Below are 20134 nucleotides of genomic sequence, written 5' to 3' on the forward strand. Positions count from 1 at the left end.
GCAGGCTACGGTAAAGGAATATGAGCGATGATGAACAGTTCGGGCGCAACTCACAGCGGCCCAGCGAAACTTCTCCAGAAGTCACGCTGAGCGACGCGGATAAAGCTCGAATCCGCGCTGAAGAGGAATACCGTGCCCAGATGCGGGCACAGGTGGCACCCCCTACCCCGGTCCTCCTGACCAAAAAACAGGAGCAGGCTGCCACAAAAGCCCAAACGAGTATGGATGTAGCCGAAATGAACCGGAAGAATCTGGAGCGCCGCGCCGCACTGACGCCCAAGCAACGGCGCACGGAGAACCTACGGGCGGTGGCCGTGCTCGCCGTATTGATTCTGGGGTTGGCCTTTCTCTTCCGGAGCTGCTCTACAGCCGCACCTGCCGCGCCGCTGCCCCTGTCTGAAATCTCACGGGGTACCGTGACCACCCTCTGCGAGGAGTCGGCCCAGGAACGTCTCAAAGTCCCGTCCAGCGCTCAGTTTGTGGCGGGTCAATATGAACCCTATTTCGATGGGACCAAGTGGATGTACGTGGGGGGTGTGAACGCCGAGAACAGCTTTGGAGCGGCCATCCGGAACCAATTTCTGTGTACTGTGACCGGCGAGACGTACAACGACGCCCGCGCCATCACGAATCTGATCCCTCTTCCTTGATCAAATCCGCCGTACTTCAGCTGCAAACAACTGCGGGAGTCTGAAAAACGCTGCGCGTGGCCTGGTTGTAAAGGGGAAACAGGCTGATGGCATCGTGTCCTCCCTTCTATTTTCCAGCCGCACTGGCTAGAGCGTGTCGGCCAAGGGTCAACGTTGGAGGCCTGTACGGCCCTCAAGGGCACGCGTCATGTCAGACGGGAGACCATCCACCGGGTTACGTCGAAGGTGGACCAATGCTCCCCATCGGTTGAGAAAAACGTGATCTGAAGGCCACTCTCAAAATTCAGGGAGAAGGAAGGCGCTCGGTTCCGCTGCCCATAGGACCATCCACTCAGCACTTCTCCTCGAACATTGAGTTCTCGGCCCAGATCGCGCAGAGACCAAAACATCTGATCCTCAGGGACGGCCCAAGCTTCAGGAGCCTTCTCCCAGCGTTGCAGGTACAGCATCGGGCCATCGACAAACAGCCGCCACCACTGATCATTCACCAAAACGAACACTTGATGTGGGGAGTACGGCTCGTCGTGGGTCTGGTAGTTCTGCCCAATCAATTGTTCAAGGACTTGCCCCCCGAACTTGGGTTTCTCCCCTTGAAAAATCAGATCATAGTCGTACGTGCTCATGCCTTAGTTTGACGCCAGAAACGAGAAATAGAGCTCCTGACGAGCTTAGGTTCAGGACTTGGCCGACAGACCCTAGTACTACAGTTGCAGTTAAGAGCGTTAGCATGAGGCATGTCGAGCTCTTCCCCTCTGTCTCAACCCCATCACTGGTCGGCTGACTTGAAGGTGCTCCACCAACGGATTGCGTCCCGTTTTACCCGCAGTGAACAACGTCAGCGGGCCTTCGCATACTTGCAGGCTCTCCTCAGCCCTGTTGAGCGCAAGAACGGCTGGCAGATCGCCGAGCAGATCGGTGAGCGCACGCCCTTCGGCGTGCAACGCTTGTTGTCCACGGCGCAGTGGGATGCGGAGGTCGTTCGTGACGACCTCCGCGAGTACGTCCTCGAACACCTTCAGACCCCCGAAGCGGTGCTGATCCTCGATGAAACCGGCTTTCTCAAGAAGGGCACGCAATCCGCTGGTGTCCAACGGCAGTACAGCGGCACTGCGGGGCGAGTTGAAAACTGTCAAATTGGGGTCTTCCTCGCCTACGCCACGCCTCATGGCACTGCCCTGATCGACCGCGAGCTCTTTTTGCCCAAAAGCTGGGTGGATGATCCTGCCCGGTGTGCAGCGGCTCAGATTCCTGAGACTGTTGGGGCCGCGACCAAGCCACAACTCGCGCTCGCCATGCTTGAGCGGGCTTTTACAGGCGGCGTACACGCCGCCTGGGTCACTGGCGACGCGGTGTATTCGGCTTCCAACGTCCGTAGCTTCCTCGAACAGCGTCAGCAACCATATGTCTTGGCGGTGGCGTCAAATTGTCATGTGTGGACTTGGGACCAGTCTGGTCCCAAGCAAACCAGGTGGCTGACGTCGCCCAGCAGTTTGAGCCGGATCAGTGGCAGACCTGGAGTGCCGGTTCCGGGAGCAAGGAGACCGCCTCTTTGAGTGGGCTTGGGTCAGTGTCACCGAATTGATGGGTCCCGCCGTGTCGGCGGGACTCGGGCCGATCCTGCCAGCTGGATTCGAGCGTTGGGTGCTGGTTCGTCGCTCGCTCAAAGACCCCACAGACCTCGCGTATTACCTGGCCTTCGCACCCTCAAGCACGACCTTGCCAGAGGTCGTGCAGGCCGCTGGATCACGGTGGGCGATAGAAGTGGCCTTTGAGATGGCCAAGGGTGAGGTGGGGTTGGATCACTATGAAGTGCGCTCGTGGGTGGGCTGGTACCGACATATCACGCTAGCCCTGTTGGCCCACGCTTTCCTGACCGTGGTCACCGCCCACGAAAAAAAGGGGGGTCAGTCAACGACCCGGAGTTGATTCCATTGACGGTTCCTGAGGTGCGCCGTCTGTTGCGCTTGGTTCTCCCGCAGCACCAGCTCAACCTGCGGATCTGGGAGTGGTCGGGGTGGCGACGACGCCACCAGGCACGAGCCCAACGGTGTCATCGCCAACGTCAACAACGCTGGCTCTCCTCCCGCTAACTGCAACTGTAGTACTAGCACCCCCAACGACAAAGCCCGCAATCAAATGCGGGCCTTAAATTTACTTTTGATGGAACATCAATCTCAATAGCTTATAGCGATCCTTTGTACCTTACCGGAAACGATAACGACATCAGCTTTACTAGCGAAAGTGAGTTGATAAGTCTCACCTGTTTCGTCGGTCTCCAAAATTAACTTTGCATAGCCGATGTTTTTACCGTGGAGCCACTCAAGAATCTCCTCTCCATCCAGTCTCAATCCCTGCATATCGATACCGTCAGAATATGCTCTATCAGTAGCGAGTAGTTCAACTCTATATAGACCCGCCCCATCAAAATAGGCGACAATATTTTTATCAAATCCCTGAACCGTACCATCATTCATTGGGTAAGTTTTCAATACAATTTGGAACACATTTTGGAAATCTTCTAGAGTGGTGCCACGATGTAGGCCAATGGCGAAACTTAAAAAATCAGAGAGTAGGATATGCGCCATAATCGCTCCTTCGGCAAGCATCCTTGAACTGCTTCAAAAGAGTCTATCCAGTAGCGGTCAGCGCAGTACCTGAAAGTCAGCATGTCCATTCCTCCAATGGAAAGCCCCACCAGTTGGCAGGGGTTGAATTTTTTCTGGGCATCGCTTCTTGTCGGAGGCTCAACGCTGATGAATGAGGTTGCAAGATTTGAGTTCTTCAGTAAGAGCTGAGCCGCTACTCTAAGTCACATCATGATTGCCAAGGAGTACGCCCCTCTCCCTACAGCAGATCGGTTCCAGAAAGCAGGTGACGAGGCGGAACGCCAGATGGCGCACTACCTCAAGCGGGCCTTCGGAGACGACCCAGATGTCCAGGTCTTCAACAACCTCCGGCTTGAACATGGAGGCGAAGTCGCACAAATCGACCACCTGATTTTTCACCGTGCTGGATTGATTGTGATTGAGAGCAAGAGCGTCACCAGTGCGGTGCGCATCAATGACCGGGAAGAGTGGGCCAGACAGTGGAATGGCCAGTGGCGCGGCATGCCGTCTCCCATCTTGCAGGCCAGACGCCAGGGCGATTTGCTCCGGGCGCTGCTGCAGGCCAACAAAGAAGAGTTACGAAATAAAATTCTGCTCGGCCTGAAACAAGGTGGATTCAAGGCATTCATGATCGATGTGGTTGTGGGCATCAGCGACAGCGGGGTCGTGGAGTACAAAGGGGCGCTGCCCGACGTCAAGAAAGCCGATCAAGTGCCGGACCGGGTGAAGGAGTTAATTGCTGACCACCAACAGCTGGCCCGGCCATTCAGCCGCGACAAACGTGCTGAGCAGTGGGGCTTCAATATTTCCCCGGAAGAGGTGGTCCGCATCACGGCGTTCTTGCGAGCCAAACACCGTGACCGCCCCGCAACTGCTGCCGTGCCTGAACCGCTCCCCGCAGCACCACTGCCTCAGGCTGTTCCTGTGACAGCACCAGAGAGTCCGTCCAGCACAACTCGCATCGAATGCAGCAAGTGCAAGAGTCAAAACTTAGAGATCAAGTTTGGGCACAGCTACTACTTCAAGTGCCGAAGTTGCGAGGCCAACACCAGCATCAAACTCAGTTGTCCAAAGTGCAGCACTCCGGGGCGGCTCAGGAAAAGCGGGGCACAGTTCTATGCTGAATGCCCAAGCTGCAAATTCTCGGCTCTCTATTTCACTAATCCATAGCTCTGCTAGAAGTCTGTTGATTGGCCTCAAAAAAAACCTTGAGTTGTAACTGTTTGTTTCAGTCACATTCGGTATCACCTCCAATGGAAAGGCCCGCATTTGATTGCGGGCTTTGGCTTTTGCTTCCTGTTGCGCTTACCTTTCGCTGGCACGCAGTTGTTCTGCGTCGTCTTTCAGAAGTCGTGGAAAGCGTGAAATTCCAAGGTTGATGTTCAGGCGTCCCATCAGGAGCAACAATTCTGAGGGAAACACATCACCTTGAATCCCCACATCTCGGTCTTCGATCCCAAAGTCGAGGTCACGTGTATCTACACCAGGAAACGTTGCTAAAACCGCGAGTTCACGTTCATAGCGCTTGAGGAAGTCCATGGCATCATCCATCTGTTGGGTAGGGTCACTGAATTTGGCGTCACTTGCACGCAGCGTGAAGCCCGACCAGTGCGGAGTGCGGCCTTCAGTGGGCTGGTCACGTCGCCACACTGATTGAGGTTTTAGCAGGGCACTTTGGAGATAGGCGTCAACATCAAATTCTTCTCCTGCTGCACTAAAGAGGCATGGCATTCACGCACTGTAGGTCACCTCACCCATATGACCCAATTGTTGCCCTACGAACCCTCACGGGCGATCAATCTCTGACCGTAGGCGACCTCTTCACCTTCGAAGATTGAAATACGACAATTTGACGCATCGGTATCACCTCCAATAGCAAACCCCCACTTATTGAGCGGGGGTTTCTCTTTTCCATACGAACGGTCTACTTTTTTACTCAATCTGCTAGAACACGTTATGTCCTATATCAAGCTCAGTGTTCAAATCCAGAAGCTCAGTGAACCCCAACGCAGTGACATGTTTGTCAAGCAGTTTCGTTCAGCAGTGCGAGAAGGCAAGTTTGACGCCCTCGAACTGCCTGACGGAAAATTTGAACTGCCCAAACAGTTCACGCGCCGAGGTACGGGAGGCGAGAAATACAGCAAGACTGCCAAAGACATGCTGTTTGAAGCGACGCCAGAGTTTGAAGCATGGTTTGCGGCGACCAACACCCAACTGTTGGATGGACGCAAGGGGACTCGTGCGCCAGTGGTATCGGTGGAGAACATTGAGTCGGGAGCCGTAGATTTTAAAGCCTTGGCAGCGGCAACTCGGCAGAGTATGGAAAGCAAGTACCAGAGAGGCCAGACTTTAGGCCAATCGCGGAAGAAATCCAAGAGCAAAGGGCAGAGGCGAAAGTAACTCTTTCTCCCCTCGCCCCTGCCCAGTGCGGGGGGGTTTTTCTTGGTCATCATTCCCTCCATTAGCAAGGCCCGCAATCACGCGGGCCTGCTCTTATGTCTGCCTTGAGTTCGGCGCATCTAACGTTTTCAGCCCGTTGATCACGCCCAAGCGTCTTGCATCAGCCGTTGAAACCGCTCGCGGGTGAGCGTGCGGGCAAACGTGATCCCCGGGCCAAGTGTCGGCCCTGGTAACAGATAGGCCTTACCGCTACGCCCGAATTGCAGTTGGCCGCCTCGCGGCAGCACCTCCAGATAGGCGGCCAACTGCAATTCGCTCAGCTCATATGGCCCTGTCCCGAACTCAATCTCGGTGGCGTAGGGTGCCCGGTTGCCCACCAGAATGCCCAGTGAAGTCGCGTTGGCCTGCCCCGCTGAGTACACCTGGCGCAGCAGGAGATTGGTGCGCTCGTACTCGCCGGGTTCGGTGGCATAGACATTAATTTGAAGCCCGCGCCGGACGTGCAGTTCTGCTGAGCGTGCGCCATCCCGGGCCAAGCCTCCCAGCCCTTTGCTGATGGCCTTCGCGCGCTTCGCCCATAGCCCTTTGCTGCCCCGTTCAATCTTGACCCTCATGTCACGAATTGCTCCTGGCGTTCGTGGGCTTCCAGTCTCAACTTCATAAACACGCCCACCAAGTCAGAGAACCGGTTGACCTCCCAGATCGCGTCAATCAGGGTGGGTAGGTCGGTGGCCTGGATCTGTCCGGCGTCTTCTGGCCGGGTCAGGCTGAATCGAATCACACGCCCCATCATCTGCATGGTGTCCAGATCGGGCAGCAGTTGAGGTCGCCCCTGGATGCGTGCCGTGAACGCTTCGAGCATGTTTAAGCAGTCGGTGGGGTGGCTGATCATCATGTCGAGCGTCCAGGGCTGGATGGTGACGCTGGTGCCGTTGGCCAGGCTGAGCAACTTCATAGGGTTCCTCCTTGAGGGGGTTTAGGCCAGCAGCGCTTTATGCAGCCTCTTGTTCTCGGCGGCGAGTCGGGCCATCCGTTCTTCGGGCAATTCCTCGTAAGGCAGACCCAATCCGGCCCGCTCCAGCCTGCGGTGCCACCGATCAAAGGGCGTATTCAAGACCTTGTAAGGCAGTTTGTTCGCAGGCATCCTGCCTTTGATCGACTGTCCGTAATTGATTTCGTTGCTCATGGCTGCATCCATCAGGTCTTCAGCTCGTTCGCGATTGCGTCGGCGCGACAGGGCATCCAGCCGCTCTGCTAAGACGCGAGGCGGGGTGGCTTGCACTTCTTCCCAGGTCAAGTGTTCTAACGCTTGTTGCGTCAGGGTTAGGGGTGCCGGGTGGCCTTCTCCCGCGCGCTGCGCGGAGGCCGCTCCCGCAAGTTGTTGCGTCAACTCCCGGAGGCCGTTGAGGTCCCACATGGCCAGGAGCAGTGGAGGTAAATCGCAGGCCTGCACCAACCCAGCGTCTTCAGGCCGGGTCAGGCTCAGCCGAATCAGGCGGGCCAGTCCAGGAAAGGTGGCGGAACGTGCCAAGCCAGAGGTCTCACCGCGCACAGGCGCACTTAGAGCATGAATCACGGCCTGAAGGTCTGCGGCGTGTCCAGCCATATCCGCCAGACGCCAAGCGGCGACTGTGACAGTCATGCCTGCATTCAAGGTCACCGGCTGCAAATACGTCATGGTCATCTCGTGTTAAGGGGGCACAGCCCGCATCAAGCGATACGGGCTGGGAGAACGTGGTTAGGCTGCTTCGGGTTCCGCTTCGACGTAGGTGGCAAGCGCCAGCGACAAGGTATCCAGCGTGGCATCCAGGAGGCTGTTGGGCACGTCGTAAACAAAGCCATCTGGTTTCCGGGTGCCGAAGTCGCCCAGCGACGCAGGAGGCGTGAAGCCCTTGTTCTTGGTCGCGGTCATCGTGAATTCGTAGCCGTCGAATTCCTGGATATCCGGATTGCCGGTCCCCTGCAGACTGCCGTCCGGGAAGATACGAATCAGGCTGCGTCCGGCCACGCCTTCGCTGTCCTGAGTGCTCTGGACGATGATGAAGCCACCCGTCGCCAGTTTGGATGCGCTTTCGTAGGCGTAGATCTTGTCGTCCTCGTCGGTGCCAGCGCCAGTGACGATGGCAATGGTGCCCTGGAACCACTCACGCACCGCCAGATCGCCGGTGGAGGCGGTCTGGAAGACGGCGGTGAGGGTGCTTTGGTCGATGATTTCTTTGTACAGCTCGGTCAGGCCACGGCGGTTGCCCGTCAGCGTGCGCTTAACGTCCTCACGGGTAATATCGATGCTCTCGATCAGACCGAAGTCGGTGAATTTTCCAGCGTCGCCCTTGCGAATGCCGTAGAACTCACGGCCAGCGGTCACGAACTTGTCAGCGTCGAGCACATTGGGGTTTTTCTTGAGCATGGGTCTTACCTCGCGTGGGTGGTGCGCACCTGAAATTGCTGAGTGATGCGGGTGCTGACGCGGTCACTCTGGGTTTGAGGGGGAATGAAGAGCCAGACACGCCCGCCCGTGCGGGGCGTGCCAGTGATGCCCCGCACGAGTCGGGCCAGAGCTTGGGCAACTGTTCGGTCAGCGGCGACAGCATCCACCGTGACCCAGTGCTCGTCGTGGACGCCAGAGGTGGTCAGGACTGGGGTGGCTTCGTAGACCTGCACGTACCCGTTGGGTGCTTGCTGGGAGAGGTAGAGATGGAGGCCACGCTCGCCTTTGGCCTTCGGGCGACCCTGGTCATCCAGCTCAGCCCACTCTGCAGGCGTCAGGGCGTCGGGTGGCAAGAGGAGCGGAACGGGCAGGGCCAACCCTTGCAGGCGGCTGAGCACCATGTCCAGGGGATCTTGGTTGGTCATCAGCGCTCCAGCACACAGGTGCCGAGGCTGGTGCCGCCGTAATCGCCTTCCTGACTCCATTCTCGAACCACCAGCGTCCCCCCGTCCCAGGTGATGGACGCGCCCACAGCAGGCGGCGTGTCCTCTGGGTGAACAGTGAGCAAGCGAATGTCACGGTACGCCACATTGAAGCGCTGCGCGGCTGCAGTCGCTGCATCGATCGCGTCACGGCCCAACTTGTCCGGGTCTTTCACGCTGAAACGCGTGTCCGGCCAGGTGGATTGCTTCAGCGTAAATGTGCCTGTATGGCGGAACAACAGATCGCCATTGTCCGTGAGGATGCGGCGGGTCAAAGCCTGAAGACCAGGCAGACGGTTCATGGCTCCACGCCCCAAGCGGTGAGCGTTGGAGCGAAGCTCAAGCCACCACTGTCCTCAGCCGGAACAACCTGCATTGCGGCCAGGGCCGCGTCCCGCAACACCGTCAAACGGGCGACCCGTGCCATCACCGCCTGCTTGATCTTGACCTCACCGACAGCTTCAAACTCTTCGACCTTCTCTTCGAGCACCACGATCCTAGCCCCGTAGATCAGTGCTACAGCATGTTGCCGCTGCACTTCGGTGGGTTGAAGCTCGAGCTGGGCCGGGTCCGGCACGAAGCCTGCCAGACGCAGGTACGCCGTCAGCCGGGTCTTGAGGGCATTCTGGTCAGCCAGACCCAGCAACTCCGGCGTGAGCGGCTCTGGGTCTAGCAGCAGACGGTCAACCGGCTTCACCGGTTACTCGCTGGGGGCGATATAGGGGGCCAGTTTGCGGATCTCGCCCAGGAGGGTTTCGGCAATGCCGTCCAGATCGAGCAGGTCCTGGTCGGGCGCGGCCTGCACCACGTCTAGGGTGTAATAGCCGTTGTTGAACAGGATTTTGCGGGCGGGGAATCCTTTGGGCAGGAGCTTGCCCACGGCCTCGCGGTAATCAGCCAGCAGTGCCACGTCTTCAGGCTTGGCGGCTGCCGCTTGAGCCGTGGCCAGTTCGGTCTGCAAGCGGGTCTGCTCCGTCTTGAGCCGCTCAACCTCGGTCTGTGCCCCAGTCAGTGCAGCTTTGGTCTGCTGAAGTTCCGGGTCAGGCTGTGCCTTCAGCTGGGCAGCTTCCTGCGCAGGCTGAAATTCAAGCACCTCGGGCGCAGGATTGACGATCTCCGCACCTTCAGTGTCCTCAAGCATGCCCTTGCGGGCATGCTTCTCGTAATCGAAGCCTTTCAAATCGCCGGGCACGGAGCTGCCCGGACGCAGCCACCTTCCGTTCGCGAAAAGGCCAGTCGGGGTCAGTAGGTTTTTCATAGGGTCTCCAGGGGAAAAGAAGTCAGTCCAGCAGCGAGGGCCGAAGCCTTAGTGGGTTCAGTCGCCTTGAGCGATGGCGACGCCGTAGGGATCGCGTGCGGTCGCACCCACGATGTCGTGCACCTTCATGGCGAAGTTCCGGTTCTCGAAGTCGCCTTCCAGATCGGTTTCGTCCACGTTCACGATCCGGGTGAACACCTTCGGCCCACCCTGATAACCGGTGAGGGTTGCCAGTTCGAACGGCAGGTTACGTCCGTCGATCACCAGGTAATCGTCGGCACTGATGCCCTTGGCGGCGTAGCGCTCCGGGTATTCGGCCAACAGGTCAGCGATCAGGTCTTCGACGTGCACGGTGCCCAGTTGGTACGCCGGGTTGCGGTTGGACATCAGCGCCAGTGCACCGCTCGCTCCACCGACAGGCACGAGGTATTCGCTGGCCATGCTCGCGGTGGCCTTACGCTCCCAACGGGTCGGCACGAACAGGTCGGTGATGCGGCGGCCTGCACGGCGGCCGGTAGCGCTGTCCACCTGGTTGCCGAAGAATTCCGCAATCTTGTCGAGATTTTCAGGGGTAGGCCCTTCCTCGCCATTGACCAGTGGAATGCGGGTGGCCCGGCGAAGTGCGGTATCCACGATCACCGACGCCCGCGTGCGGCGGGCGACATTGCCCAGATCCGCCGCTGCCGCCGTGAAGTCGCCGAGGTCATCATTGATGTATGCCTCAAAGGTGAAGGTCAGCGCCAGCGCATAGTCGGCCACCGTGTACCCTTCTTCGCTGGTGAAGAACTTGGAGTACTCAATGTTGGTGCTTTCGGGCCGGACAGGCAGGAAGCGGTGGCCGATCGCACCAGGCCGTGCGCCTTTGAGTACCTTGAAGTCGGTGGCCGTGCGACGGGCGGCGAACTTGGGCAGATCCGATTCGGGGAAGGTGTAGCTCGGACGCTGTGCAGCTTGACGTGCACGGGCGACAGCCAAAGGAAAGTCGCTGGTCGTCAGTGTTTCGCGGTGGGCTCGGCGGGTCTTCTCGAAATCGAGAATCAGGCCTTCCATGACCAACAGCGCGGCTTCTTTGGCACTGTGATCCAGAGCCCGAACGTTGTCCAGTTCTTTGTCGAGCAGTTCACCGAAGTAGGCCATATGGAAGTGCTGCTGGGCAGCCTCCAACACGGTCTGAATGGTCAGGGCCGTGACGCGCGCCTGGGGGATGACGCCTTTATCGGCGAGACGGGTCAACTCGTGTTTGATGTCTTTGATGGACATTGCGGCCCTCCTAAGGGTGCAAATGAAATGGCCCGCTCCGGCACAAGCAGCAGGCAGAGCGAGACGAGGGGATTAGGGTCTATAAACCAAGCTGGAAGGTCTTATGCTGCGAACATGCGTCTCCGTTTCCTGCTGCTCTTTATGGCCATGAACAGTGCGGTTGCGGCAGCTGGAGGAGCAGGGCCGCTCACCACCCTTCAATCCACCACCCACGAGGTCATCAGCACCAGTGCTTCTGGACGGCTTGAGTGGAAGCATGCTTTCCCGGGGACGGGGGTCAGGGTGGTCAGCACGGGGCACATCGGCCCGGAGGTGCTGGTGCTGACCGAGCTGAGCAGACAAGCCAGCATTCAAGACCTTGAGGTCAGACGCCTTGGGGTCACGTTGCTGTCGGGAAAAACAGGGCAGGCCCTCTGGCACCATGACCTTCAGGGCAAGCTGGATGGCAGCGGCGAAGGAACCCTCCCTGAGGAGCGGGGCTGGGGCGTGATTGACGGCACGGTGTGGATTGCCCGCAACAGTGCTGGGGAGATGTGGACGAACGACAACTTCGGGTTCCGCATTCACGGGGGCACTCCCGTTTGGGAGACGTCAGGGACAGGCCCTCCACGTGCGGAGGCATTGGGGGAAGCGCTGTTCCGCGCCCCGACGAAAGCGGGCATGCCCAACGATCCGGTCAACGTCAAGCTGCTGGCCGTCAACACCACTACGGGGACGACCCGGACGTTGAACTTGAAGATTGCCGAACGGTCTGGGTGTGGGCCACTGGATGATTTGCTCATATTGGAAAACTTTCTGGAGGTGGCCAGCGCGCGGTTTTTCGACGCCCAACGTCATGACCGCTGCGGCTACTTCGTGACCCGGTTCGACTGGCATGGCTCCGAGCAGCAAACCGCCATCATTCGAGTGCCTTAGGCTGTAATCAACACCACCCAGAGGAGAAGCTCACCTTGAAAAGCAGGCTTTAGTTGGAGCGCAGACCGAGGGTGGTCGCGCCCAGGCGGTAGCCCACGAAGAGGTTGCCTGCGGCCGTCACCGTGTAGGTTTTATCGGCGGCCATGTAGACCTTGGCGTAGTCCGGGATGCCCGTCAGGGCAGCGGGTGGCACGCTCAGGCTCATCACGATCCCAGGCAGGAACACGCTGGCCTGATTCTCGACCAAACCTTGGGGAGCCAGGCCTTTCGTGACCTGATCGGCAGTGGCAATGTCAGTCTGGGCCACTCCGTACAAGCCGTCGTTACCCAGCTTCACGGTGTCACCGCTCTTGGTGCCTGCAGCGACGATCAGGGCGAGGGTAATCGCACCACCGGTATAGGCCCAATGCTTTTTGTTTTTGATAAGAATCACGTCCTTAAACAGACACAACGCCTCGGAGGGCGTTGGAAAGGGGCGAGCGAAGAACTGCTGTGCTGGAGGGTTGCGGGTTAGATCAGGCCTGCACCGCGCCGGACGCTTTCAAACTGGCGGGTCTGCCCGGTCTGGATGCGCTCGGCTTCCGTCTGCGTGCGGCTGTTATCGCCTGCAGGCAGCTTCAAGCCGTTCTGGGGACGCTGAACAGGAGCGCTCTCGCGTTGACCGAGGACACCACGGCGCGTCGCGATCTTCTCGTCGACCGCTGTTTTGGCGGTGTCATCGTTCTCAGCCGTGCGGGCGGTCTGGATCAGTTCCGTGCGGAACGAAGCGTCCAGATCGATTTCGGTTTCACCGTGTTTGACCTTGCCTGCACTCGGCAGGCGAGCGGCTTCAAGCGCGGTGATGGCGATGGCGTCGCGCCGGGCATTCAGATTGTCGGCGGTCAGGGTGTTCACCGTGCCGCGCAATTCAACCACCGTGGATTCCAGCGCGCGGTAATCCGCCAGGCTCATCGTGCCGCTTTCAGGAGCGGGGGTAGGGTTCGGCCTGGGGGCAGGAGGATTCAGGCTCTCCTGCATCAGTTCTTCTAGGACGGTGGTGTACTCAGCAGGCGCTTTGGCCTTCAGTGCTTCAACCGTCGTGACACCGTGCTTTTCCATCAAGGCTTTGATCTTGGGGTTCATGCTGCCCTCCTGTGGGCCGGGGGTGGGGGGACGGTGGCGACGCTGCTCCCGCTGGCGGGCTGAGCCGGAAACGTCGGAAGGATCACTGACCATGTCCACGGTCAGCAAGCGGAAGTCGTCTTGAATAACTGCGATGTAGGCTTCCGGATCGGGATGATCGGGCAGCACTTCCTTGGCAGGAAGGTATTTGGCGCTGCCCGTGCCGTTGCTGCTGACACCGACGACAATGCCGCCAGCCAGAAGCGCTTTGAGGTCTTGTCCAGCAGCCGTGTCGATCAAGATGCCCGTGGCTTTGACCTGCTCGCCGTCCAGCGTGAGGGATTCATACCGCAAGCAGATGTTGGAAAGACGTCCCTTGAGCGGATCCCAGGAGTCCCAGCCATCCTCGGGATGCTCCATCAACGCCCAAAACTTACCCGCTTCGATCTCCTCCTGGGCAGCGTCTACAGCCTTCTGCCAGACTTCACGGGTGTAGAGGCGCTGGTTGCGATTCAGCCGTCCGGCAGTGGCCACGGTGACATCCACCAGCGTGACCGTCTTGCCTGCCCGCGTTTCTTCCCGCAGCGTGACGTGACTGCGTTCAGCACTCCGCGTTTCACGGAGGTCGGTGTTCTGCAAAGGTGCAGGCGCAACGCCTTCCTGCAGCGAGAGGCGGCCACGCAACAGTGACGCGCAGGGCGAACGGTTGAGTTGATCGGGCATGGGTCAATCCTCCTTGAGCACGCGAGCTGTGGGGGAACGGACAGGCGGGCCATCTGTCAGTACCACGATCCGAAGTGGTTCCTGCACGGTGGGGCACATGGCCCAGTAGGTGAACTGGTCGGTAGGATTGCTCAAGGGTTGGGCGTCGACGGGATGATCCTGGCCGCAGCGCTGGCAGCCTTTGATCTCAACTCTCACGGAGCACTTCTCGGCGTTGCCCTTGCTCGCGGGTGGGCCGCTGCCTCGGCTTGCCCGCTTCGGGGACGGGTTGACCGTTGGCGTCTGGAGCAGGCTCACGGACAGGCTCAGGTCGGGGGCGCGGGCGGTCTCTGGTGGTCGTCATTGGGATTCCCTCCTACGGGTGGGGTAGGTGCGATGAGGCGGGCAGGGGGTATGCCGAACGTGAGGCCCACGGCAGCCATGCGGTCAGCCTCTTCAGCGGGGTCGTAGCCCAGGTCACCGCTGTGGGTCTGCGGACTGGCCCAGCCGTTGCGCGTCGCGGCTTCAGCCCGTTTGACCAGGGTGTCCAGGCTGTCTTGCGTAATGGCCGGGAAAACCCAAGGCACTTCGATGCGGTCAGCTTTGACCCGTTTGGTTTTCTTCACGCGGGTTTTGCCGTCGGCCTGAACTTCGTAGGTGGTGATGGTGTAGAGCCGGTCTGGGCCGTACCGCCGTTTGAGGTCAATCCGGTAGAGCGTGTCCAAGTGCGAACGTAGGGCCGCATGAATCCGTTTGACCGAACGAATCGCGGGCAGGCTCATGCTCTCTGCGGTGGTGCGCGTCGTGTTGCCGCCCTCTCCGGCGTAATGCTCTGGCAAGCCCAATACCGCGAGTGCGGTTAGGCGGACGTATGCCCGCGCATCCTTCTCGGCGTTCGCTGCTCCAGCAGCAGGCGTCATAAATTCGATCTTGTCCGAGATGACCTTGCCGTCTTTGCCTTCGACCATGGCGAGGGTGAGCATCCCGCCTTTCTTGGGCATATGGCGGTAGGCTCCCGCCTTCTCCCGAAAAATAGCTCGGCTGTTCACATCGTTGCGGTCAATGAACACCGTTTGGACGCCGAGGATACGGCCCTGCAAATCATGGGTGTTCAGCCGGTGCTGCAGCAAGGTCATGTAGTCCTCGGCTGGGCGCACGGCCCGCATGGCGACCGGCCACCCACGCGTGTCGTTCCACAGGGCGTTGTGGGCCGTGAACGCAAACTGGCCGGGCTCCCAGCGCATCGGGTCACCCACATTCCGGGGCAAGGTGATTTGAGTGATGCCTTCTAAGGTGTTGCCCTCCACAGTCACGCCCTGATTCATGTCGAGGTGCGTCACGCGGGCGGCCACGTCCTTGCCGGGGTCTTCGAGCGGATGCACCGCGCAGAGTTCACCGTCGAGCAGATACTCCATGGCGAGGCGGCTGACCATCAACTGGCCGAGGTTGTTCACTGTCCAAAACTCGTCCAGCGCATCACGGGCGGTCTTATCCGCGTTCAAGGGCGCATGCGTGAACTCGTCTCCAATCAACAGAGCCGCCGCGATTTCCACGATGGCCCCGAACAGCGGATTGGTAAAGAAGGCACGGCGCGTGCGCTGCCGGGTCAGGGCACGGTCGAGGCCATAGATGGGCACGCGACCATTCAGCGAGTCTCCGATCAGGCCTTCGCGCCAGCCCCCCCGGAGACCGGGATCACTGGCTTCCAGCAACTCGCCGTCGGGGCCGTACAAGAGGGTGGCATGTTCAGGGAATAGGGTCAGGGCAGGTCACCTCCTAGGGGTGGCGTTACAGGTCATCGGTGTAATCGTCAAGGGCAGCGATGGCGTCGGCATTGGTCGCCACCTGGAAGAGTCGCTCCGGAGCCAGCGCCAACACTGCGCCGTCCCCGTCATCGGGGGATTGACCCTTGTTGCGAGCCTTGAACTTGATTTTCTTTTCGAGCTTCCGCACGTCGCGGTCACCTTTCGTGACGTAGCCGTAGCGCCGCTCGACCAGATCACGCTTGAGCAGTAGCGGCGGGCTGTGCACGCGCACCACGCTCAGCACCTCGTCGGCCAGTGCGTACATCTCGGTCACCAGATCGGCGTACTGGTCGCCGTCTGAAGGGGATGAACCGAAGGCCACCTCGTGTACCACGTAGCCATCTGGAAAGAGGGCCTGTAGTTCGGTGTCTTTGCGCAGACCGTCAATGATGCCACCGCCGTACCCGGCGTCAACTCGGACACTGGCCCGCGTTGCGCCGAGGGCCGCCGCCCGTTTGAGGGCTTTCTTGGCGGCCTGCACGTAGCGGTCGGTGCGGGTCATTTCGTCCAGATCCTGCGCGCCTTGGATCGCGTCCTCAAAGCGCAGGGTGCGCTTGAACAGGCTGTAGATCGTGCCTGCATCGTCGCCAAACCGGGCGCAGTCGATCCCCAGCTGCACGGCCCAGACTTCCCGCATGACGGGCAGCTCTGTGTTCGGAACCGGCTCCAGCAGAGGCTCTGGCTTCATGTCGCGGGTCAGGCAGGCGTCGAAGCGGCCCGCACTGATGAACGTATCCCCGCCGCCCCCACTGGGCGGAATGCCGAGTGCGCCGTACAGGAAGCCTCTCTTGGGCGCGAAGATCGTGCCCGCTGGATGGTGGCCGCCGCCTGCCTTCGGGACATCCCAGGGCACCTCAAAGGTGTGCCGCGTTTCGTCATGCTCCGGCACCACCTCACAGCCGAAGGTCCGCTGATCTTCAATCCAGCCATTAAAGGTGCTGCGGTCTGTGCCGCCGGGCACTTCCGCCGTCCCGTTCCAGACGTTCGGGAAATCAAGCAGGCTCAGCCGAACCACGATGCTCATAGGGTGCAGCTTCATCTCCTGGAAGGTGGAGCTGCTGGTCTTGGGGTTGGCGATCAGGAGCCAGAGCCGGACGCGGTTGCCGGTGAACTGGCGCTTCACCGCGTCATACATAAACTCCGGGATCCCTTCAGCCTCCTCAAAGACCCACAGGTGAAATTCGTTGTGTTGCCCCTGGGCACGCTCGGTACCACTGCCACCTGCATCACTGGTCGTGAAGCCCATGGCGAAGTGGTTGGCGGCCTGCTCGGCGCGCATGTCACGGGGCATCAGGCCCGGCATGACCGTGCGCCGCCGCTGTTTGGCGTTGGTGACGTGGGTGCGGACATCCTTCCAGAGCGTGTCGCGCACCTGCTGAATGTTGTTGGCCGTGCTCTGCACCACGCACGGGGCAAAGCAGCGGTAGAACCAGGCGATGGCCGGGGCTTCGATCCCGTAAGTCTTGCCCAGGCCGTGCCCGGCCTCAATCACGAAGATGTACGGCACATCCTTCTCGCCGTCCAATTGCCGCGCCACACTGTTCTGGATGGCTTCAAGTACCTCGTATTGGCCAGGTTTCCCGTTGACACCCTTCCAGGGCTTCATGCCCAGGACACGCTCTGAAAAGCCGATCAGGTCTCGGCTGTAGCGCTCGGTCCAGCGGGATTGCTCGTCGCGGCCGTTCTCGCTGCGCGCTTCTGACAGCTTGCCGGAGTCCTTAAGTCGCCGCCGGGCAATGGCCTGCATCACCTGCTGGCGCGTCAGCCAGCCCGGCAGGCGGTTAGAAGTCTGGGTCATCGCTCTCATCCGGGGGCAGCATGCCCGCGATCTTCCACAGTTCGGCCTCGCTGAGTCGGTCGAGGTCGTCGGGCGACTTGACGCGGCCCAGGTTGACGTTCAGTTCTTCCATGCCCAGGGCCTTGCGCTCCAGTTCCGCGCCGATCTTCGCGAAGCGGGCCACGTCAATCGCATCCATTTTGCTGGGATCTTGGTGGGCCATGCCGCGCACGGCCAGCGTCATGAAGGCTTTGCCGATCTTGGCCTGGCGCACCCGCACTTCGGTTTTCAGGTCAACGTCAACCGCCCTCAACCTACCGTCAACTTCCCGACGCAATTGCAGGCGCAGATCGGCCCAATCTTCCGCAGCACAGCGGCGTTCAAGCTGCCTCGCGCTAGGAGCACGAGCTATGGCGGCAAGGCTCGCCAGTGTGATGGTGTCATCTCCCCGGATGTACTCGCGGCGCAGAGCCGTCCAATCGTATTTAGTGGGCCGGCCTCCCGCGCTGCGCGCGCCGCTGCTCTTTTTGGCTGGGGTCTTCTTGGATTTGGGCGAATCGCGTTCTCTGAACATCAGAACTCCTCAGGATGAATGGAAGAGCACTCCCTTAAGACGGAAGCAGGCCTAAAGAAGGCAGAAAGGAGGAGGGTGGAGTTGGAAAGGAGCGACAGAACTGTGCTTGGTCACCTGAATGACAAGCTCCCTCTAGCTCATCCTCAGGTGCCAAATCATGCAGACCGGAGGCCAGAAGAGAACTTTGTAACTGTTGAGCTCCTCTAGGCCCCCCCTCTACGTGAGGACGCTTGGCAAGCCATTCCACAAAGTCCATCGACCTGGGTCATCACACTAATAAGGACGCATGTTGACCTCGCTTCACTCATGACTCGTCGCTCGCCTCCTTGGTCAGTGAGCCAGCTCGCTTTGTTTTTATCGGGAACTTGACTGGACTCGAACCGTGTTGTCACGCATTGGGATGGCATCGGGTGGCCGATCCGCTTGCGCCAACGCAGATGATCCGGAACGGAGTCAACAGCCAGTTGTCACACACATCCTGACCGCCTCGAGCGGCAAGACCCAGATCCCTTGAGCTCTTCGGGGACGCTGACGGGTGCCTTGTTGTTCCGAGTTCGGTTCTCTCTGCGTGGGCCGCCAGTGGCAGTCCAGCCACACCTTAGGAGCTTTTATGGATCAGACACAACACCTCGCTCATTCTTGGAACTGGGGCTATGTCGCCCTCTCCTACGTCATCGCGGCGTTTGCCTCCTATGTCTCACTCGAATTGGCCAGCCGCATAGGCCACCACCAAGAGGGCCGCAACCGCCGCCTTCTGGCTCAAGGGGCGCTGCTGGGGTACGGCATTTGGGCCATGCATTTTGTTGGGATGTTGGCGTTCAATCTGAAGGCGTTGGTTCAGTACAACTTGTTCATCACGGCGGCCTCGGGCTTGGCCGCAGTGCTGTTCGTAACGGGGGCCCTGTTCATTGTCAACGGCGGCCGTGCCAGTTGGGGCCGCTTTCTAACCGGCGGTGTGATCGCCGGTTTTGGGATCAGTGTGATGCATTACGCGGGAATGATGGCCATGCAAACTGGGGCACAAACCAGCTATTTGCCTCTGCCCTTCATCCTCTCGGTCGTGATTGCCATTGCGGCGGCCACCATTGCTCTGTTCCTCTTTGCACAGGTGAATAGCGAACGCGCCGTGCAACTGGCCAAGACAACGTTGCTCTCGCTCAAAGTGACGGCTGCCTTGGTGATGGGGGCGGCCATTGTGGGCATGCACTACATGGGCATGGCCGCTATTCAGTTCAGCGCTGCACCTACAACAGCACAGACCATAGGGTTTGCCACGGACACCACTGTCTTGAGCATCCTGATTTTGTTCACGACCTTTCTCGTCTTGGGGTTGGCTTTGGTCTATATCGTGACGGGCAACGACAACAGGCCTGTCGTGGGTGGAAGCGGGGACTGATCTCTGCAGGTCATCTGATGGGGTCGTTTTGGGTACTCGGCCCTGCTGAAGCCCGTTTTCTCTGAGTGCCCCGTTCTGTCATCTCGCCTCGGTCATAGAGGCGGGTGACTTCTTCTCGCTCCATCCTCCTATAACCGACTCAGAAGCCGTCTGAGGATGATGCGTCAAACAAGACAGAGTAGCGCTGGAACGCTCAAACCTAGCGTGCTGCAGGTAGAGCTACCCCCCCTGCTCAAACTCCGAGGCAGGTGGGAGAATGCAGGATGTCCACTTGGGAAGCCCTGCAGGAAAAAGCCGCCAACCTCAATCTTTTTCTCCAGGATTGGCAGAACATGGAGAAGCAACTCGAGCAGGAACCAGACTGGCAGGCACGGCACACCTTGAACGAGCCCAGAAGAACAGAACTTCGCGACTCAGCCACTCTACTCAGCGAAGGGCGTGACACGGTCGCAGAGTTGAAGGGAGCTATTGATGTGCTCAATGATGCGATTCGTGCCACACGACAAGAGTTAAATCGGAACCAAACCGTATCGGCACCGACTCAGGAACTGATCAACAGAATGGACTCTGCTGCCGAACAGACCTTGCATACAGCACAAGGATTGCGTGGCAACTTCATCGCTGTCCTCAACATCATCCGCGCAGACAGCCAGCGCCCCCCTGTTGATGACGACCTGAATCCACTCTCGTAAACCCAACGAAACGCACCCCCAGCCTGTAACTGGGGGTGCAGGTGGATGTTTGGTTGTGGGCAGTGCAGCGCAGCCTCTTTCGACACTG

The 20134-nt window shown here is 59.5% G+C and carries 25 protein-coding genes and 1 pseudogene; 7 read left to right on the forward strand and 19 right to left on the reverse strand.

Going from position 1 to position 20134, the window contains the following annotated elements; all coding sequences use genetic code 11:
• The first annotated feature begins 20 nt into the window (after positions 1-20).
• The gene (locus M1R55_RS15705) at positions 21-650 is read left to right on the forward strand and encodes a hypothetical protein (RefSeq protein ID WP_249392656.1); all 630 of its coding nucleotides are present in this window, start codon (positions 21-23) and stop codon (positions 648-650) included.
• A 185-nt stretch (positions 651-835) separates the two neighbouring features.
• Here M1R55_RS15705 and M1R55_RS15710 read toward each other — a convergent pair whose 3' ends face one another.
• Positions 836-1273 carry a hypothetical protein gene (locus tag M1R55_RS15710; RefSeq protein ID WP_249392657.1) on the reverse strand — a complete coding sequence of 146 codons (438 nt, stop codon included), beginning with the start codon at positions 1271-1273 and terminating at the stop codon, positions 836-838.
• A 111-nt stretch (positions 1274-1384) separates the two neighbouring features.
• Here M1R55_RS15710 and M1R55_RS15715 point away from each other — a divergent pair.
• Positions 1385-2576 (forward strand): annotated as a pseudogene (locus M1R55_RS15715) (IS701 family transposase).
• A 248-nt stretch (positions 2577-2824) separates the two neighbouring features.
• Here the strand turns inward: M1R55_RS15715 and M1R55_RS15720 are convergent.
• On the reverse strand, positions 2825-3256 hold the full coding sequence (locus M1R55_RS15720) for a hypothetical protein (RefSeq protein WP_249392658.1): 432 nt from the start codon (positions 3254-3256) through the stop codon (positions 2825-2827).
• Between the two features lie 210 nt (positions 3257-3466).
• Between M1R55_RS15720 and M1R55_RS15725 the strand changes: the two genes are divergently transcribed.
• Complete coding sequence (locus M1R55_RS15725) at positions 3467-4426, forward strand: nuclease-related domain-containing protein (RefSeq protein ID WP_249392659.1); 960 nt, start codon at positions 3467-3469, stop codon at positions 4424-4426.
• A gap of 135 nt (positions 4427-4561) precedes the next feature.
• Here M1R55_RS15725 and M1R55_RS15730 read toward each other — a convergent pair whose 3' ends face one another.
• Positions 4562-4906: a hypothetical protein gene (locus M1R55_RS15730; RefSeq protein ID WP_249392660.1), complete on the reverse strand. Its 345-nt coding sequence runs from the start codon at positions 4904-4906 to the stop codon at positions 4562-4564.
• A gap of 306 nt (positions 4907-5212) precedes the next feature.
• On the opposite strand from M1R55_RS15730, the gene M1R55_RS15735 reads away from it, so the two are divergent.
• A complete protein-coding gene (locus tag M1R55_RS15735; RefSeq protein WP_249392661.1) occupies positions 5213-5656 on the forward strand; it encodes a hypothetical protein in 444 nt (147 codons plus the stop codon).
• 140 nt (positions 5657-5796) lie between these two features.
• On the opposite strand, the gene M1R55_RS15740 is transcribed toward M1R55_RS15735, so the two are convergent.
• Genes M1R55_RS15740 through M1R55_RS15780 form a run of 9 tightly spaced genes read right to left on the reverse strand, consistent with a single transcriptional unit; the run spans position 5797 to position 11084 of the window.
• Positions 5797-6270, reverse strand: coding sequence for a hypothetical protein (locus tag M1R55_RS15740; RefSeq protein ID WP_249392662.1), 474 nt, complete (start codon positions 6268-6270; stop codon positions 5797-5799).
• Positions 6267-6611, reverse strand: a complete 345-nt coding sequence (locus tag M1R55_RS15745; RefSeq protein ID WP_249392663.1) for a hypothetical protein — start codon at positions 6609-6611, stop codon at positions 6267-6269. Before M1R55_RS15745 ends, M1R55_RS15740 begins: the two co-directional genes overlap by 4 nt.
• A gap of 21 nt (positions 6612-6632) precedes the next feature.
• Complete coding sequence (locus M1R55_RS15750) at positions 6633-7334, reverse strand: hypothetical protein (protein WP_249392664.1); 702 nt, start codon at positions 7332-7334, stop codon at positions 6633-6635.
• 60 nt (positions 7335-7394) lie between these two features.
• Positions 7395-8063 carry a hypothetical protein gene (locus M1R55_RS15755; protein WP_249392665.1) on the reverse strand — a complete coding sequence of 223 codons (669 nt, stop codon included), beginning with the start codon at positions 8061-8063 and terminating at the stop codon, positions 7395-7397.
• Between the two features lie 5 nt (positions 8064-8068).
• The gene (locus M1R55_RS15760; protein ID WP_249392666.1) at positions 8069-8509 is read right to left on the reverse strand and encodes a hypothetical protein; all 441 of its coding nucleotides are present in this window, start codon (positions 8507-8509) and stop codon (positions 8069-8071) included.
• Complete coding sequence (locus M1R55_RS15765; protein WP_249392667.1) at positions 8509-8868, reverse strand: hypothetical protein; 360 nt, start codon at positions 8866-8868, stop codon at positions 8509-8511. The genes M1R55_RS15760 and M1R55_RS15765 overlap by 1 nt, the downstream gene beginning before the upstream one ends.
• Complete coding sequence (locus M1R55_RS15770; protein WP_249392668.1) at positions 8865-9263, reverse strand: hypothetical protein; 399 nt, start codon at positions 9261-9263, stop codon at positions 8865-8867. Before M1R55_RS15770 ends, M1R55_RS15765 begins: the two co-directional genes overlap by 4 nt.
• A 3-nt stretch (positions 9264-9266) precedes the next feature.
• Entirely contained in the window at positions 9267-9824 is a 558-nt protein-coding gene (locus M1R55_RS15775) for a hypothetical protein (protein ID WP_249392669.1), read from the reverse strand.
• A 57-nt stretch (positions 9825-9881) separates the two neighbouring features.
• Entirely contained in the window at positions 9882-11084 is a 1203-nt protein-coding gene (locus M1R55_RS15780; RefSeq protein WP_249392670.1) for a hypothetical protein, read from the reverse strand.
• A 114-nt stretch (positions 11085-11198) separates the two neighbouring features.
• Here M1R55_RS15780 and M1R55_RS15785 point away from each other — a divergent pair, with 114 nt between their 5' ends.
• Complete coding sequence (locus M1R55_RS15785; protein WP_249392671.1) at positions 11199-11999, forward strand: hypothetical protein; 801 nt, start codon at positions 11199-11201, stop codon at positions 11997-11999.
• A 49-nt stretch (positions 12000-12048) separates the two neighbouring features.
• On the opposite strand, the gene M1R55_RS15790 is transcribed toward M1R55_RS15785, so the two are convergent.
• From M1R55_RS15790 to M1R55_RS15820, 7 genes are all read right to left on the reverse strand, one after another.
• Positions 12049-12432 (reverse strand): DUF2190 family protein, encoded by a 384-nt coding sequence (locus M1R55_RS15790; RefSeq protein ID WP_249392672.1) that lies wholly within the window; start codon positions 12430-12432, stop codon positions 12049-12051.
• 77 nt (positions 12433-12509) lie between these two features.
• The gene (locus M1R55_RS15795) at positions 12510-13823 is read right to left on the reverse strand and encodes a hypothetical protein (protein ID WP_249392673.1); all 1314 of its coding nucleotides are present in this window, start codon (positions 13821-13823) and stop codon (positions 12510-12512) included.
• Between the two features lie 3 nt (positions 13824-13826).
• Positions 13827-14021 (reverse strand): hypothetical protein, encoded by a 195-nt coding sequence (locus M1R55_RS15800; protein ID WP_249392674.1) that lies wholly within the window; start codon positions 14019-14021, stop codon positions 13827-13829.
• Positions 14011-14166 carry a hypothetical protein gene (locus tag M1R55_RS15805; protein ID WP_249392675.1) on the reverse strand — a complete coding sequence of 52 codons (156 nt, stop codon included), beginning with the start codon at positions 14164-14166 and terminating at the stop codon, positions 14011-14013. Before M1R55_RS15805 ends, M1R55_RS15800 begins: the two co-directional genes overlap by 11 nt.
• The gene (locus M1R55_RS15810) at positions 14129-15535 is read right to left on the reverse strand and encodes a hypothetical protein (RefSeq protein ID WP_249392676.1); all 1407 of its coding nucleotides are present in this window, start codon (positions 15533-15535) and stop codon (positions 14129-14131) included. Before M1R55_RS15810 ends, M1R55_RS15805 begins: the two co-directional genes overlap by 38 nt.
• Before the next feature lie 55 nt (positions 15536-15590).
• Positions 15591-17405 (reverse strand): hypothetical protein, encoded by a 1815-nt coding sequence (locus tag M1R55_RS15815; RefSeq protein ID WP_249392677.1) that lies wholly within the window; start codon positions 17403-17405, stop codon positions 15591-15593.
• Positions 17389-17958 carry a hypothetical protein gene (locus M1R55_RS15820; protein ID WP_249392678.1) on the reverse strand — a complete coding sequence of 190 codons (570 nt, stop codon included), beginning with the start codon at positions 17956-17958 and terminating at the stop codon, positions 17389-17391. The genes M1R55_RS15815 and M1R55_RS15820 overlap by 17 nt, the downstream gene beginning before the upstream one ends.
• A 610-nt stretch (positions 17959-18568) precedes the next feature.
• On the opposite strand from M1R55_RS15820, the gene M1R55_RS15825 reads away from it, so the two are divergent.
• Positions 18569-19354 (forward strand): MHYT domain-containing protein, encoded by a 786-nt coding sequence (locus M1R55_RS15825; protein ID WP_249392679.1) that lies wholly within the window; start codon positions 18569-18571, stop codon positions 19352-19354.
• A 263-nt stretch (positions 19355-19617) separates the two neighbouring features.
• Positions 19618-20046, forward strand: coding sequence for a hypothetical protein (locus tag M1R55_RS15830; protein ID WP_249392680.1), 429 nt, complete (start codon positions 19618-19620; stop codon positions 20044-20046).
• Positions 20047-20134 lie beyond the last annotated feature (88 nt).

The organism is Deinococcus sp. QL22 (assembly GCF_023370075.1).
In the GTDB taxonomy this organism is placed as follows: Bacteria; Deinococcota; Deinococci; order Deinococcales; family Deinococcaceae; genus Deinococcus.